Annotated in this window: 13 protein-coding genes; 8 read left to right on the top strand and 5 right to left on the bottom strand. The window is 52.9% G+C overall.

Annotation, left to right across the window (positions count from 1 at the left end; genetic code table 11):
• Nucleotides 1–471 precede the first annotated feature (471 nt).
• Entirely contained in the window at nt 472–1,812 is a 1,341-nt protein-coding gene (locus BJJ97_RS12655) for an anaerobic C4-dicarboxylate transporter (protein WP_095994153.1), read from the top strand.
• 45 nt (nt 1,813–1,857) lie between these two features.
• On the opposite strand, the gene cuyB is transcribed toward BJJ97_RS12655, so the two are convergent.
• The 3 genes from cuyB to BJJ97_RS12640 form a co-directional block, all read right to left on the bottom strand.
• Nucleotides 1,858–2,574 (bottom strand): cysteate racemase, encoded by a 717-nt coding sequence (cuyB, locus tag BJJ97_RS12650; RefSeq protein WP_095994152.1) that lies wholly within the window; start codon nt 2,572–2,574, stop codon nt 1,858–1,860.
• Nucleotides 2,571–3,584, bottom strand: a complete 1,014-nt coding sequence (gene cuyA, locus BJJ97_RS12645) for a D-cysteate sulfo-lyase (protein ID WP_095994151.1) — start codon at nt 3,582–3,584, stop codon at nt 2,571–2,573. The genes cuyB and cuyA overlap by 4 nt, the downstream gene beginning before the upstream one ends.
• 187 nt (nt 3,585–3,771) lie before the next feature.
• A complete protein-coding gene (locus BJJ97_RS12640; protein WP_095994150.1) occupies nt 3,772–4,794 on the bottom strand; it encodes a malate/lactate/ureidoglycolate dehydrogenase in 1,023 nt (340 codons plus the stop codon).
• A 372-nt stretch (nt 4,795–5,166) separates the two neighbouring features.
• Between BJJ97_RS12640 and BJJ97_RS12635 the strand changes: the two genes are divergently transcribed.
• The 4 genes from BJJ97_RS12635 to BJJ97_RS12620 all read left to right on the top strand — a co-directional run bounded on the left by BJJ97_RS12635 (nt 5,167) and on the right by BJJ97_RS12620 (nt 9,170).
• Entirely contained in the window at nt 5,167–6,189 is a 1,023-nt protein-coding gene (locus BJJ97_RS12635; RefSeq protein ID WP_095994149.1) for an ABC transporter substrate-binding protein, read from the top strand.
• Nucleotides 6,190–6,245: 56 nt separating this feature from the next.
• A complete protein-coding gene (locus tag BJJ97_RS12630; RefSeq protein WP_095994148.1) occupies nt 6,246–7,112 on the top strand; it encodes an ABC transporter ATP-binding protein in 867 nt (288 codons plus the stop codon).
• The gene (locus BJJ97_RS12625; RefSeq protein ID WP_095994147.1) at nt 7,072–7,938 is read left to right on the top strand and encodes an ABC transporter permease; all 867 of its coding nucleotides are present in this window, start codon (nt 7,072–7,074) and stop codon (nt 7,936–7,938) included. Before BJJ97_RS12630 ends, BJJ97_RS12625 begins: the two co-directional genes overlap by 41 nt.
• 128 nt (nt 7,939–8,066) lie before the next feature.
• A complete protein-coding gene (locus BJJ97_RS12620; protein WP_095994146.1) occupies nt 8,067–9,170 on the top strand; it encodes an iron-containing alcohol dehydrogenase family protein in 1,104 nt (367 codons plus the stop codon).
• A gap of 81 nt (nt 9,171–9,251) precedes the next feature.
• Here the strand turns inward: BJJ97_RS12620 and gltP are convergent, their stop codons facing one another.
• Nucleotides 9,252–10,568 (bottom strand): glutamate/aspartate:proton symporter GltP, encoded by a 1,317-nt coding sequence (gene gltP, locus BJJ97_RS12615; protein ID WP_039484304.1) that lies wholly within the window; start codon nt 10,566–10,568, stop codon nt 9,252–9,254.
• A gap of 367 nt (nt 10,569–10,935) precedes the next feature.
• Between gltP and BJJ97_RS22090 the strand changes: the two genes are divergently transcribed.
• Nucleotides 10,936–11,076: a hypothetical protein gene (locus tag BJJ97_RS22090; RefSeq protein WP_157910779.1), complete on the top strand. Its 141-nt coding sequence runs from the start codon at nt 10,936–10,938 to the stop codon at nt 11,074–11,076.
• On the opposite strand, the gene cbl is transcribed toward BJJ97_RS22090, so the two are convergent.
• Complete coding sequence (gene cbl, locus BJJ97_RS12610; RefSeq protein WP_039512441.1) at nt 11,064–12,017, bottom strand: HTH-type transcriptional regulator Cbl; 954 nt, start codon at nt 12,015–12,017, stop codon at nt 11,064–11,066. The two genes, BJJ97_RS22090 and cbl, sit on opposite strands and share 13 nt — an antisense overlap.
• A 361-nt stretch (nt 12,018–12,378) precedes the next feature.
• On the opposite strand from cbl, the gene BJJ97_RS12605 reads away from it, so the two are divergent.
• Together BJJ97_RS12605 and BJJ97_RS12600 are read left to right on the top strand one after the other, a co-directional pair.
• Nucleotides 12,379–13,212: an AraC family transcriptional regulator gene (locus BJJ97_RS12605; RefSeq protein WP_095995367.1), complete on the top strand. Its 834-nt coding sequence runs from the start codon at nt 12,379–12,381 to the stop codon at nt 13,210–13,212.
• 389 nt (nt 13,213–13,601) lie between these two features.
• Nucleotides 13,602–14,597 (top strand): DMT family transporter, encoded by a 996-nt coding sequence (locus tag BJJ97_RS12600; RefSeq protein WP_095994145.1) that lies wholly within the window; start codon nt 13,602–13,604, stop codon nt 14,595–14,597.
• Nucleotides 14,598–14,603: the final 6 nt, after the last annotated feature.

Raw genomic sequence — 14,603 nt, 5'->3', positions numbered from 1 at the left:
CATTAACGAAAATAAAAAACAGAACAACATTGAGCACAACAAAATAAGAACGAAAATTTAATCACTTTTAAAAATTCCCACCCAATCATTAACAAACACACCAACTGGCGCTCAACCCAACCATTAATAAATTAAAATTACACTTAAATAACTAAAGAAACCAGAGAGACGCAATTATTGCGAGCGAGATCTTTTATTTTCAGTAAATAGCGCAAAGGTAAAAATTAATAGATTTAGATCAAGAAAATAAATAACAACCCGTCCATATAGTACCCGCAGTAAAAACTCACTTATTTTAATTCTAACTAATCAGTTCATCTTATTACCCTAAATAATTCGAGTTGCGTGAAGGCAGCAACTGAGCGAATCCTCAGGAGCTTACTCAGGTAAGTGACTGAGGTGAGTAAAGGCAGCTAACGCACAAGCAGATTGAAGTATGACGGGTATATTGAGCAATGTAATGGGGCTACTATGGACTTCATCATTCAATTAGTCATTGTCTTGATCTGCCTTTTTTACGGGGCAAGAAAAGGCGGGATCGCGCTGGGTTTATTAGGCGGGATTGGACTTGTTATTCTGGTCTTTATTTTTAAACTACAACCGGGTAAACCGCCCGTTGACGTTATGCTGGTCATCATTGCTGTGGTGGCCGCATCGGCAACGCTTCAGGCATCGGGCGGGCTGGATGTAATGCTGCAAATCGCAGAGCGTATGCTGCGGCGTAACCCGAAATACGTGTCGATTATCGCGCCGTTCGTCACCTGTATTCTGACCATCCTCTGTGGTACAGGCCACGTGGTGTATACCATTCTGCCGATTATTTATGATGTCGCCATCAAGAATAATATCCGTCCTGAAAGACCAATGGCCGCTAGTTCGATCGGCGCTCAAATGGGGATTATAGCCAGCCCGGTCTCTGTTGCGGTGGTGTCGCTGGTTGCCATGCTGGCTAATTTCACCTTCCAGGGCAAGCATCTGGGCTTCCTCGATCTGCTGTCGATTACTATTCCCTCTACCCTGCTGGGTATTCTGGCGATTGGGATTTTCAGCTGGTTCCGCGGCAAGGATCTGGACAAAGATGAAGACTTTCAGACATTCATCGCTGACCCAGAAAACAAACAGTATGTGTATGGCGATACTGCCACGCTGCTCGACAGAAAACTGCCGCGCAGTAACTGGGTCGCCATGTGGATCTTTCTGGCAACCATCGCGGCGGTAGCGATTCTGGGTGCCGTTGAAGAACTGCGTCCGGTCTTTGCTGGTAAGCCGCTATCGATGGTGCTGGTCATTCAGATGTTTATGCTGCTGTCTGGTGCCATCATCATTATTGCGACCAAAACCAATCCGTCCTCGATCTCGAAGAATGAGGTATTCCGTTCAGGGATGATTGCCATCGTCGCGGTATACGGTATCGCCTGGATGGCGGAAACCATGTTCGGCGCGCATCTGGAAGAAATCAAAGGCACACTCGGTTCACTGGTGAAAGTCTACCCTTGGGCTTACGCCATTATCCTGCTGATTGTGTCCAAGTTCGTGAACTCGCAGGCGGCGGCGCTGGCGGCGATTGTGCCCGTTGCGCTGGCAATCGGGGTGGATCCCGCGTATATCGTGGCGTCTGCACCAGCCTGTTATGGTTACTACATTCTGCCGACCTACCCAAGCGATCTGGCGGCTATCCAGTTTGACCGCTCCGGCACCACCAAAATCGGTCGTTTCGTTATCAACCACAGCTTCATTCTACCGGGTCTGATCGGTGTGAGCACATCCTGCGTCTTTGGGTGGGTGTTTGCCGCGATGTACGGCTTCCTGTAATTCGGTTCTCTGCACCTAAAGCCGTCCAGCAATGGACGGCTTTTTTTATCTCTGTTGCCAGATGCGAACGCAGGCCTGTGCCAGCGCGCGTGTTGGATCGATACTGATGTCCCGCCAGCGTGACGACACAACCTCCAGCGCCGGAGGGACTTCCGTGCAGGCTAGTACCAGTCGTTCGGCTCCCCTCTCCACCAGTTGCGCCGCTAACTGATCCAGCAAGCGTCCGCCGTGCTGTAATTCTCCCCGTTTTACCGCATAGCACCCCGGTACAAAGAGCGCCGCCATTTCCTGCTCGTTCGGCACCACCGTTTCGGCACCTTGCTGCGCGGCGAAACGCTGCTGATACCATCCGGCATTTAGCGTCCCGTGAGTCGCAATCAGCCCGATTTTACGTGGCGATGCCTTTGCCTCATCTACCTCTGTCAGCGCGTGCAGCGTAGCGTCAGCAATGTGCAGCAGCGGTGCATCGCTTGCCTCAGCCAACGCATCAAACCAGTGGTGTGCCGTATTACACGGCACCACGATATGGCTAACCGATAAGCGATTAAGCTGCCGGATGGCGTGCAGTAGCGTCGGCAGCGGCGATTCACCGGTGCCTGCCAGCGCCTGTTGGCGGTCGGGAATCTGCGGCACGTTCCAGGCAACTACTGGCACATGATCCTGATCGCAACTGGCAGGCGTTTCTTCAATAATCTTATGTAACAGGTCGACCGTCGCCAGCGGCCCCATCCCGCCCAACACGCCAATCAGCGTCGTACTCATTGCGCAGCCGTTTGTTCGAATAGTTGACGATAGCCAAATAGCCCTGCCGAGCCGCCAGTATGGATGAAGACAATATTTTCATCCGCGCGAAAGCGTCCCTGACGAATCAGATCGATCAGCCCCGCCATTCCTTTGCCGGAATAGACCGGATCGAGCAAAATCCCTTCCAACTGAGCCAACAGTCTGAGTGCTTCCAGCGTTCCCTCGGTTGGAATACCGTATCCTTTGCCGACATAATCACTATTCACCTGTACAGCACTACGCGGCAATTCGCCCGGAATTCCCAGCAGTTGCCAGGTGCGCTGTGCTAACGCATAAACATTCTCTTCCTGCTTCGCTTTCGGCGCTCTGACGCTGATACCTAACAGTGGAATCTGGCTGTGTGTTGCCGTCAGTCCGGTCACCAACCCCGCCTGTGTTCCCGTGCTACCCGTCGCATGGACAATATGATCGATGCGCAGACGCTGCTGGCTGGACTGAAATAACAACTCTTCCGCGCAGGCAACATAACCCAGCGCGCCGACCGGACTGGAGCCGCCGCCGGGAATGACATAAGGTTTCAATCCTTCTTTACGCAGTGATTCTGCCAGCGTTTCCATCGCCTGCTGCATATCCGTACCTGCGGGCAGATGATCGATAATTTCACCACCAAGCAGGTTATCCAGCAGCACGTTACCGGAGCGCTGGTAGTCTTCGCCGTAGTCCTCAACGCGTTTTTCCAGCAACACTTTGGTTTTCAGCCCCAGTTTTGCCGCCGCCGCAATGGTTTGTCGCACATGGTTAGACTGCGTCGCACCCTGCGTGATGATGACATCCGCTCCCTGCTGCTGCGCATCAGCAAGCAGGAACTCCAGTTTGCGGGTTTTATTGCCGCCGGTCGCCAGCCCTGTGGCGTCGTCGCGCTTGATGTAAATCGTCGGGCCACCCAGATAGGCAGACAGGTTCGGTAATGCCTCAAGCGGCGTGGGAAAATGCCCCAGAGATAAACGGGGGAATCGAGCAAGGTGCATAATATTCTCCTGGAATACGGGTTACAGATTAAGGTGACGATATACCGCGATACGAAATAGGCAACATCAGCGTGCGTATTTATGGCACGATTTTATGTGCACTATATGTGCACTACATCGGATCTATTTTTCTGTATTGAGATAAATAAAAATCAGTTAAATAAATTAAAAAACAACTACCCCACTATCAGGCCACTTTATTATTTAAATAAGAGAGTTGCCCCCAGCTAACATCATCGACAAAAATGCCGTTCTCCAGTCGTTGGCGATAGGTTTGTTTTTCTTTATCGCCCGGCAGTAATAACGCATCGTCATCACGGGACTGACGCACCCATTCTAATAAAGCAGGAATCTCCTGCTGATAGGTTGCCGCACCGCCTAATTTCTGCGGATCGATTAAAATCGACAGCATGCTGTTAATAATTTGTTTGCCCTCGCCCTTCGCCGTGCGTTCGGTTTTCCCTCCGGTCAGCGCCGCGCCAAGCAGCGAGCAAACCAGCGAAAGCCCCGACCCCTTATGTTCGCCAAACGGCAGTAGCGCCCCCAGAGGTTGTTCCATCAGCCAGCGGGGATCCACCGTCGGATTACCGTCGTTATCGACAATGCAGCCAGGCGCAACCTGTTTGCCCTCATTCCACGCGATACGGGCTTTGTTACCCGCAATCACGCTGGTGGCAAAATCCAGAATGACGGGGTCATCCTGCTCCACCGGAATACCGGCACAGAACGGGTTGGTCCCGAAACGCGCCTGCTGGCCATGCCACGGCAGCACCACTGGTTTGGTATACACATTGGCAAAATGCAGTGACACCAGCCCGACCTCCGCCGCCTGTTCTGCCCACGCACCAATGCGGCCCAGATGGTGGGCATTAGCTAAACTCACCACCGCCAGACCATGTGTTTGTGCACGCACAATGCCTTCCGCCAACGCCTGCTTTGCTACCACCTGACCAAAGCCTTGCTGCCCGTCAAACGAAATCAGTGGACCGAAATCCAGCGTTTTTTCCGCCTGTGCGTGGGGAGAAAGCCCACCTTCCTGAATAGCGTCGATATAGCGCGGCAGCATGCTGACGCCGTGCGAGTCATGCCCTTTCAGGCTGGATTCGACGAGATTATCCGCAACCGTTCCTGCAATGGACGCGTTCACGTCATTATCCGTCAGCCGGTCGCGCAAATAATCACGTAAATAATGATGGCTAAAAACAGGCATATAATTCTCTGTATACCGAAATAGAAATGTAGTGCCCACTATAACGCGCCGGTTTTTATCCATAAGTGAAAAATAAAACTATCCATAGCGAATATTTAGCTAAGGCGGTTATTTGCTTGTTTTCCTGCACTCATTCCGTTTTAAAAGCGTATTTATTCTAACTTATTCCAAAAAACACTTTATCAATAAAGCGACAAGAAAATAGGATTCCTTCTTTAATACATTATTTACGGCACGTTATTTCCTTAAATACGTTAATTTGTTGGGAAATTGTTATTTGTTGAATAAATGTTATTCATTGAAATATTAACGTGTCGTTATTCCCTATTTACCACCTTGATCGATTACCATTAATAATGAGAGAAAACGATAATGAATCACTCACTACCCACGAAAAAATCGACGCGTTTCACACGCCTTGCCGCCATGATTGGCCTGACGTTAGCGGCCTTTGGCGCGAATGCGGAAGGCACCATCAGCATTGCGCAGCAGTTTGGTATTGGTTACCTGATTCTGGATGTGGTGCGCGACCAAAACCTGATAGAGAAGCACGGTAAGCAGCAAGGGCTGGATATCAAGGTAGACTGGCGTACGCTCTCTGGCGCAACGGCGATCAACGAAGCACTGCTGTCCGGTGCCTTAGATGTTGCCTCTGCCGGTGTTCCGCCGATGCTGACCGTATGGGATCGCACTCAGGGCCGTCAGAATGTAAAAGCCATTGCCTCACTCGGTTCCATGCCTAACTATTTACTCAGCAATAACCCAGCGGTGAAAACCATTCGCGACCTGAGCGATAAAGATCGTATCGCTGTACCTGCTGCTGGTGTTGGCTTCCAGTCTCGCACGCTGCAAATCGAAACTGCGAAGCTCTATGGCGTGGAGGATTTCAAACGCTTCGATAAGATTTCCGTCAGCCTACCGCATCCCGATGCCAGCGCGGCACTTATCGCTGGCGGTTCCGAAATTAATACCCACTTCTCCAGCCCACCGTTCCAATATCAGGCGTTGGAACACGCCAATGTGCACAAAATTCTGAGTTCTTATGACGTGCTGGGCGGTCAGGCAACGTTCAACGTGCTTTATACCACGCAGAAATTCCATGATGAGAACCCGAAAACCTACCGCGCCTTCTACGAAGCACTGAAGGAAGCATCGCAGATCGTCAAGGCAGATAAAGCCGCGGCGGCCGACACCTACATTCGGGTAGAGAAATCGAAGCTGGACCCAGAACTGGTGAAACGCATCGTCGCCGATCCCGAGATCGATTTCACGATCACCCCAGAACGTACCTACGTTTATGCTGAAAAGCTGCACCAGCTTGGCGTACTGAAAAACAAAGCCACCTCTTGGAAAGACTATTTCTTCGCTGAAATCCACGACCAGCCGGGCAGCTAAATGCTCAAGGTCACGCCCATTCGACGAGAATCTCGTCGCTATGCAGGAGAACAAGCATGACACACCCTTCTCACGGCACGATTGACCAGCCGCTGTTGCAGGTTGACGGCGTCGGACTGGAATACCGAACGCGGCGCAGTCTAGTACGCGCCACCCATGATGTAAGTTTTGACGTCTTCCCCGCCGAACGCTTTGTGCTGTTAGGGCCTTCCGGCTGCGGCAAATCCAGCTTGCTCAAATCTATCGGCGGTTTTCTGTCGCCGGTAGACGGTGAAATCCGCCTCGACGGTCAGCGCGTCACAAAACCGGGGCCGGATCGCATCATGGTCTTTCAGGAATTTGACCAACTGCCACCGTGGAAAACCGTACTGGAGAATACGCTGTTTCCGCTGGTTGCCAGCCGTCAGGCGACACGAGCTGAAGCAGAGGAACGCGCCCGCTATTTTCTCGATAAGGTCGGGCTGGCGAAATTTGCCGATGCCTATCCGCATACGTTATCCGGTGGGATGAAGCAGCGCGTCGCCATCGCGCGGGCGCTAACTATGCAGCCGAAAGTGCTGCTCATGGATGAGCCTTTCGCCGCGTTGGATGCGCTGACCCGCCGCAAAATGCAGGAAGAATTGCTGGCGCTGTGGGAAGAGGTACGCTTCACGCTGCTGTTTGTCACCCACTCGATTGAGGAAGCGCTGATTGTCGGCAGCCGGATTTTGCTGCTCTCACCGCATCCGGGTCGTGTGCGAGCAGAAATCAACTGCCATCAATTTGCGCTGAGCGATCAAGGCAGCGAAGCCTTTCAAACCACCGCACGACGTATTCACCATCTTCTTTTTCCAACCGATGTCGACGCACCATCACCCGTCACATCCACGCAAGGTAAACCCTATGAGCATTCAGCCCCCCGTGCGGCCAGAGTATCAGCGTGAACTGGCACCACTGAAAGATTTTACGCTCACCAAGCCTTTGCCGCTGACGACGCGTCTGTGGAATCAGACCTGGCTGCGCAAGCTGGTGCTGCTAGCCGGATTGCTTATCCTATGGGAGTTCGCCGCTCGCTGGCAAAACAACGATCTGATGCTGCCCGGCTTTCTGCAAACGTTTCAGGCTTTTCGTGATGACGTCGCCAGTGGTGAATTACCGCATAAGATGGTGATTTCGCTCGGTACGCTGTTGAAAGGTTATGTCATTGGTAGCCTGCTGGCTCTCGCCCTCAGCGCATTGGCGGTTTCCACCCGCTTCGGGCGCGATCTCTTAGGCACATTAACCTCCATGTTCAATCCACTACCCGCGATTGCATTACTGCCGTTGGCACTGCTGTGGTTTGGGCTGGGAGAAAAAAGTCTGGTATTCGTGCTCGTCCACTCCGTGATGTGGCCGATGGCGCTGAACACCTACTCTGGCTTCCTCGGCGTCTCGGAAACGCTGCGTATGGCGGGCCGCAACTACGGCCTGACGGGCTTTCGCTACATCAATGCCATCCTGATTCCTGCGGCGCTACCATCGATTATCTCCGGCCTGAAGATCGGCTGGGCGTTTGCCTGGCGCACCCTGATCGCGGCTGAACTGGTGTTCGGTGCCTCCAGCGGCAACGGCGGTTTGGGCTGGTACATCTTCCAGAACCGTAATGAGCTTTATACTGACCGCGTTTTTGCCGGGCTGGCTTCCGTCATCATTATCGGGCTACTGGTTGAAGGGTTGGTGTTTTCTACCCTCGAAAAGATCACGATAAAACGCTGGGGAATGCAGCGCTAGCTTGGGCGTTACGACCGTTCTGGTTATGCGAAATCTGCCCATTCATAGCCAGAATTGTTCTTTTGCGGCGTTCGGCATCGCTGCTACAACTGATTTATCTTTTCCCACAGAGATGAGAGATCGCAAACATGATTGCAATACAAGCGCCACAAACCTATCTGAATCGTGATGGCGTCATCCGTTCTGTCGGCGAATATGCAGCGCCCTACGCCAACACCGTATTGATTATTACCAGCCCACAGGCATGGAAAACGACGTCGGATGCCGTCGAACACAGCCTCCGTGAATATGGCTTACGGTATCAGGTCGAATTTTTACCGGGTGATTGCACCAAACCCGCAATAGAAGCGCTGACTGCACAGGCGCGCGCATTCGGTGCGGAACTGATTTTAGGCATTGGCGGCGGGCGCGTGCTGGATGTCGCCAAAGCCGTCGGCGACATTCTGGGGCAGATCCCCGTCATTGCCGTGCCCACCATTGCGGCCACCTGCGCCGCCTGGTCACCGATCAGTGTGATTTATAGCGACAGCGGTGCGCATAATGGGCCATTCCCATTAACACGTTTACCGGTGTGGGTACTGGTGGACAGCGAGATCATCACACACAGTCCTTCGCGTTATCTCAAAGCCGGTATCGTGGATGCACTGGCAAAATGGTACGAGTTTCAACCGTATCTGCGTCACGGCGATAGCGGGCTGGCATTGGCACTCAAAGCGCAGGCCGCACGGCTGGCCGTAGAGACATTCAATACGCATGGTGAGCAGGCCATTGCGGATAATGAGAAAGGTCTGGTCACGCCAGCCCTACGCAGCGTGATCGATGCCGTTATCGCATTGGCGGGTCTGGCGAACAGCATGAAAGATGAAGTGCCACGCATCGGCGTCGCCCATGCAATTCACAACAGCATGACGCGCCTGCCAGAGCTGCATGACTGGCTGCACGGCGAGAAAGTGGGTTTTGGGCTGGCCGTGCAGGCGTTTCTGGAACACGATAACGACGCCGACCGCGAAGAGCTGTTTGCCCAGTTACGCCGCTACGGTAGCCCGATCACGCTGAACGCCCTCGGCCTGAGCGAACGCCCACAGCTGGTTGAAAGCATTGCACAGAACGTGAAAATCGCACCGAAAATTGCCGCGCGACTTCCTTTTGCAACAGATGCCGAGAGTATTGAACGGGCACTGTGGCGCACGCAAACATTAGAAACCCGCGTGATAGATAGCCACGCGGCATAGTCAGTATTAGAGCAAGAAAAGAAACGGGCGCCTCGATCACTCGATGCGCCCGTTGCATAGGCTATTTAGAATAGGCTGGGATTATCCCTGCTGGGCAGGCTGCGTGCTTATCCCTTTAAGCTCACGCTCATAGGCCCGCGCTTTCTGCTCATCGAACTGGTTTTCCCACTTGGCAATAACCAGCACCGCCAGCGCATTCCCCACCACGTTCAGCGCGGTACGCGCCATGTCGAGGATACGGTCAACACCCGCAATAAATGCCAGACCTTCCAACGGAATACCGACGCTTCCCAGCGTCGCCAGCAGTACGACAAACGACACGCCCGGAACGCCAGCAATGCCTTTAGACGTCAGCATCAGCGTCAGCACTAGCACGATTTCCTGCCCAATCGACAGTTCGATGCCGTACAGCTGCGCGATGAAGATCGCTGCAATACTCTGGTACAGCGTAGAGCCATCGAGGTTAAAGGAGTAACCGGTCGGCACCACAAAGCTGGTAATCGACTTCGGGGCGCCATAGGCTTCCATTTTTTCGATGATACGCGGCAGCACGGTTTCGGAACTGGCGGTGGAGTACGCGAGGATCAGCTCATCTTTGAGGATACGGATCAAGATGGTGATACGCAGCTTACACAGCCGTGCGACGATACCGAGCACCACCAGCGCGAAGAAGAAAATCGCGGCATAAACCAGCATAACCAGCTTGGCTAACGGCCACAGCGACGCAAAACCGAAGTTGGCCACCGTGACGGAAATCAGCGCAAACACCCCAACAGGCGCGTAACGCATGATCATGTGCGTCACCTTGAACATGGTTTCCGACACGCCGCGGAAGACGTTCAGCAGTGGTTCACGGTGATCTTTCGGCAACGAAGATAGCCCCAGACCAAACAATACCGAGAAGAAGATAATCGGCAGCATTTCACCGTGTGCCATCGCGGCGAAGATATTCGGCGGAATCAGCGACAGCACCGTTCCCACCAAACTGTGCGAACCGCTCTGCACCTGCTCGGTGGTCTTTTGGTACTGCGAGATATCCACGGCGGTCAGCGTCGACATGTCGATGCCGTGACCCGGCTGGAAGACATTCGCCAGCGTGATGCCAAGGATAATCGCTACCGTCGTGATGATTTCAAAATAGAGGATAGTTTTGAAGCCGATGCGCCCGAGCTTCTTTGCATCCCCTACGCCCGCAATCCCAACAATCAACGTGGCAATCACGATCGGGACAACAATCATTTTAATCAGGCGGATAAAGATGTCGCCTGCTGGGCTAAGAATATTGCTGATAAGCCACTGGCGGCTTTCTTGCTGTTCATGCAGCACGGCACCGAGTGCAATACCCAGAACCAACGCGATAAGGATTTGCCAGGCAAGGCTGATTTTTTGTGTTTTCATCGTCATTTTCCGTTTTAAACTCCCCGCCATCACGAACATGGCGCTAGCGCGACTCCGGCGCAATACGAACCGAAAAAATCAACGTGGAGGTGACTGACTAGTGAGAAGGATGTCTGATGGATTACCCCGTCATACTTCAAGCTGCATGTGCGCGATTCAAAATGCACACGTTTTGCCCTGCCACTCGAATTATTTAGGATAAATGTTCTAGTGCGATACCAAAATCATTAACATAATTATTCAATAAAAATGCACAAGTATTTGTATCGCTTAACAAAAATTCAGACATAAGTTATTGTTATGGCGGGAATGCTACTATTGCAGCACGATCAGATCAAGCAGATTATCGGCACGATAAACCATATTTATGCTGAATCGAGCACAGAAAACGGCGGGTATCGCGATACAAAAAATCGCGACAAAATCGAAAGGAAAACACCTGCCCAGTCAGAAAAAACGCTGGCTGGGCATCGGGTTAGGAAACCGCGCTATCAGTCAGATTTGGTAATCAATCACCGCTTCATCGTTATCAGAGAACACCTTGTCTTTAATGTCATCCAGCGACAGTTCTGTATTACACAGCTGAATAAATTTCCAGGCATAGTTACGTTGTAATTGACCCTTTTTTAACCCCAGCCAGACCGTGTTCGCTTCAAACAAATGCTCGGCATTCAACCGTACCAGACCTTTGTCTCGCACCGGATCGAATGACATATCGGCCACAATCCCCACCCCAAGCCCCAGCTCGACATAGGTTTTAATCACATCCGAATCCTGCGCGCTCAGCGTAATATCCGGCGACATGCCCACCGCCTGAAACGCGCGGTCCAGACGCGAACGACCAGTGATCCCCTGACGATAGGTAATCAACGGCTCCGCATTGAGCATTTCCAGCGTAATCACTGGTTCCTGCGTCAGCGGATGGTGCTCCGGCACAATCACCGAATGGTGCCAGCGATAGTAGGAGAACGCCGCCAGCGAGGGATCGTTAATCAACTGTTCACTGGCAATACCGATATCGGCCTCACCGGAATGGAGCATCGTCACGATTTCATCCGGCGTGCCCTGATTCAGCACCAGACGCACCTGCGGATACAGAGAGCGGAAGGCTTTAATCACCGGCGGCAGGCTGTAACGCGCCTGCGTATGCGTGGTCGCGATCACCAACTGGCCGGTGTCGTTATTGGTGAAGACATTCGCCAGCCGCCGAATATTGCTGGCGTCATTCAGAATGCGCTCTGCCACCACCAGCAGCTCTTTTCCCGGTTCGGTCATGCCTAACAGGCGTTTGCCGCGCCGGATGAAGATTTCAATCCCCAACTCTTCTTCCAACTCGCGGATGTGGCGGCTCACGCCGGATTGAGAGGTAAACAGCGTATTCGCCACCTCGGTCAGGTTGTAATTGCACCGTGCTGATTCACGAATAATCTTCAGTTGCTGAAAGTTCACCTTTCACTCCCTTGTCCTTTATTACAGATAGCAATATTGATGCAAGTAATGAGAGCCAGAACAAATAAGCAAATGGAGTTGATTATATTTTTTTATACTAACGGTATGTCTGTCACGCGATCTTATCTAACAAGGAATAGACATAAATAGTAAAATCAAAAAGTTAGATAAACTCATTTTTGTGACATGCACGCCATCAATCAACCATTTTGCTATGATTTATGCCTTTCTGGTCTATTTATCTCAGCGCTTTTATTCTCTGTTTTCGCTATTTCAGTACACGCTAAATAGAACGCACGACTTCAAGCTGACGTGCTATCACTGCTATGATGGCAATCAGAATCAGCGACGAGGTGGCAGCATGCAGGGCGTACCGGAACATTTTACCGATGAACGAGACTATGCCCAGTTCCGGCATTTGCCGACGCTGCCCGGCATTGAGCTTTACCACGCGCACATCTGCCGTTATGCCTTTGAGCCGCACACGCATGAGGCGTTTGGTATCGGCACCATCGACGACGGTGCGGAGCGATTCCGCTATCGTGGCGCCAAGCATATTGCGCCTGTCGATTCGTTAGTGTTGATGAACCCTGATGAACTACATACGGGGGAATCCGCGACGGAAGACGGCTGGCGCTATCGCATGATCTACATTCCACCCGATGTGTTGGAGAACGTCTCCGGCGAGAAAGGCTGGTGGTTTACCGACGTCGTGCGCCACGATCCCGCAACTGCACGCCAGTTGGCGATGACGCTGGCCGCGCTGTGGCAGACGACCGATCCCTTGGCGAGTGAAAGCCTGCTGCTGTCGCTGATTGCGCTTTTCCGGCCTCACGCGCACATTGCCCAGCGCCAGAGGATTGAGCCGCTGCACCGCTTTGATGTGGTGAAAGCCTATCTGCGGGAGAATTTCGCCCACACGATTACCTTAAAAGAGCTGGCGGCGCTGGTTTCCCTGAGTCCGTATCATTTCCTGCGCCAGTTCAAAGCTCAGTTTCACGTCACGCCGCACCAGATGCTGATGGCGATCCGGCTGTATGAGGCCAAACAGATGCTGACACGCGGTATGGCTGCCGCACATATCGCCGTCGCCGTCGGACTGACCGATCAGGCACATCTGACCCGTACCTTCGCCCAACGCTATGGCGTCACGCCCATTCGCTACCAAAAACAGGTGTATCCGGTTCAGCGCTAACGCTTTCAGCACGCATGCTTTCACCGTTACCCCACAGATGATATACCCTAAATAATTCGAGTTGCGTGACAAAACGTTAGCGTTTTGAACAACGCTATGCGTTGACCCTTTAGGGCAAGGCTCATTTATGGGCCTTGTAACGCGGCAACCGCGCGAATCCCCAGGAGCTTACACAAGTAAGTGACTGGGGTGAGTAAGGACAAATTGGCTTAGCCGATTTGAACGCCGCTTGCGGCGGCCCTCTAGGGCGAGGCTCAGAATGAGTCGAGTATTGCCAACGCACAAGCAGCTTGAAGTATGACGGGAATAAACAGCAATATCCTACAATCATTCGACACCGACTCTCCCTAGACTGGCGCGATGCACTCTTGTGAACAAACGGGTTTATCATGCTGATAGGGGTTTTATTTGCGCTTGCCGCCGGATTGATGTGGGGGCTGATTTTCGTTGGGCCGTTGATCGTACCGGACTACTCTGCGGCCTTGCAGTCCACCGGGCGCTATCTGGCTTTTGGGCTGATTGCCTTACCGCTGGCGTGGCTCGATCGCTGTCGTCTGCGCCAGCTGACTCGCAGCGACTGGCTGGAGGCCACGAAACTCACCATCATCGGTAATCTGCTGTACTACTTTCTGCTTGCCAGCGCGATTCAGCGCACGGGCGCGCCGATCTCGACGATGATTATCGGCACTCTGCCCGTGGTGATTTCCGTTACCGCCAATGTGTTGTACAGCAAGCACGATGGCCGCGTGGCCTGGCGTCGGCTGTTGCCTTCGCTGCTGCTGATTGCGGCGGGGTTGGTTTGCGTCAATATTGCGGAACTGAGAGGAACCACCGTCGAATTCGATTTATGGCGTTACGCCAGCGGGATTGCGATGGCGTTTCTCGCCGTGGTTTGCTGGACCTGGTATCCGCTGCGCAATGCCCGCTGGCTGCGCGACCACAAAGGCAATACGCCGACCACCTGGGCTACGGCGCAGGGGCTGGTCACGCTACCGCTGGCAATGTTGGGTTATCTGCTGGTGTGCGGCCATCTGGCGCTAACGGATGGCACCTTTACGCAGCCGTTCGGTCCACGGCCTGAGGTTTTCATCCCGCTGATGCTGGCGATTGGGCTGTTTTGTTCGTGGATCGGTACGCTGTTCTGGAACGAAGCCAGCCAGCGTCTGCCGACGGTGCTGGTAGGGCCGTTGATTGTGTTTGAAACGCTGGCGGGGCTGACCTACGCCTTCATCATCCGGCAATCCTGGCCGCCGCTGTTGACGTTCTGTGGCATCACCTGCCTGATCGTCGGGGTGATCTACGCCATGCGGGTGAAACCGGAACCTGTCGTTGCGAAAAAATCAACGGTGGTAGAAGTCCCGATGCCGGCTTCACGGACAGAGTAAACGCAC

The organism is Pectobacterium polaris (assembly GCF_002307355.1).
Lineage (GTDB): Bacteria > Pseudomonadota > Gammaproteobacteria > Enterobacterales > Enterobacteriaceae > Pectobacterium > Pectobacterium polare.
Note: the sequence above shows the minus strand (reverse complement) of the source record. Positions and strands in the feature narration are given on the sequence as shown.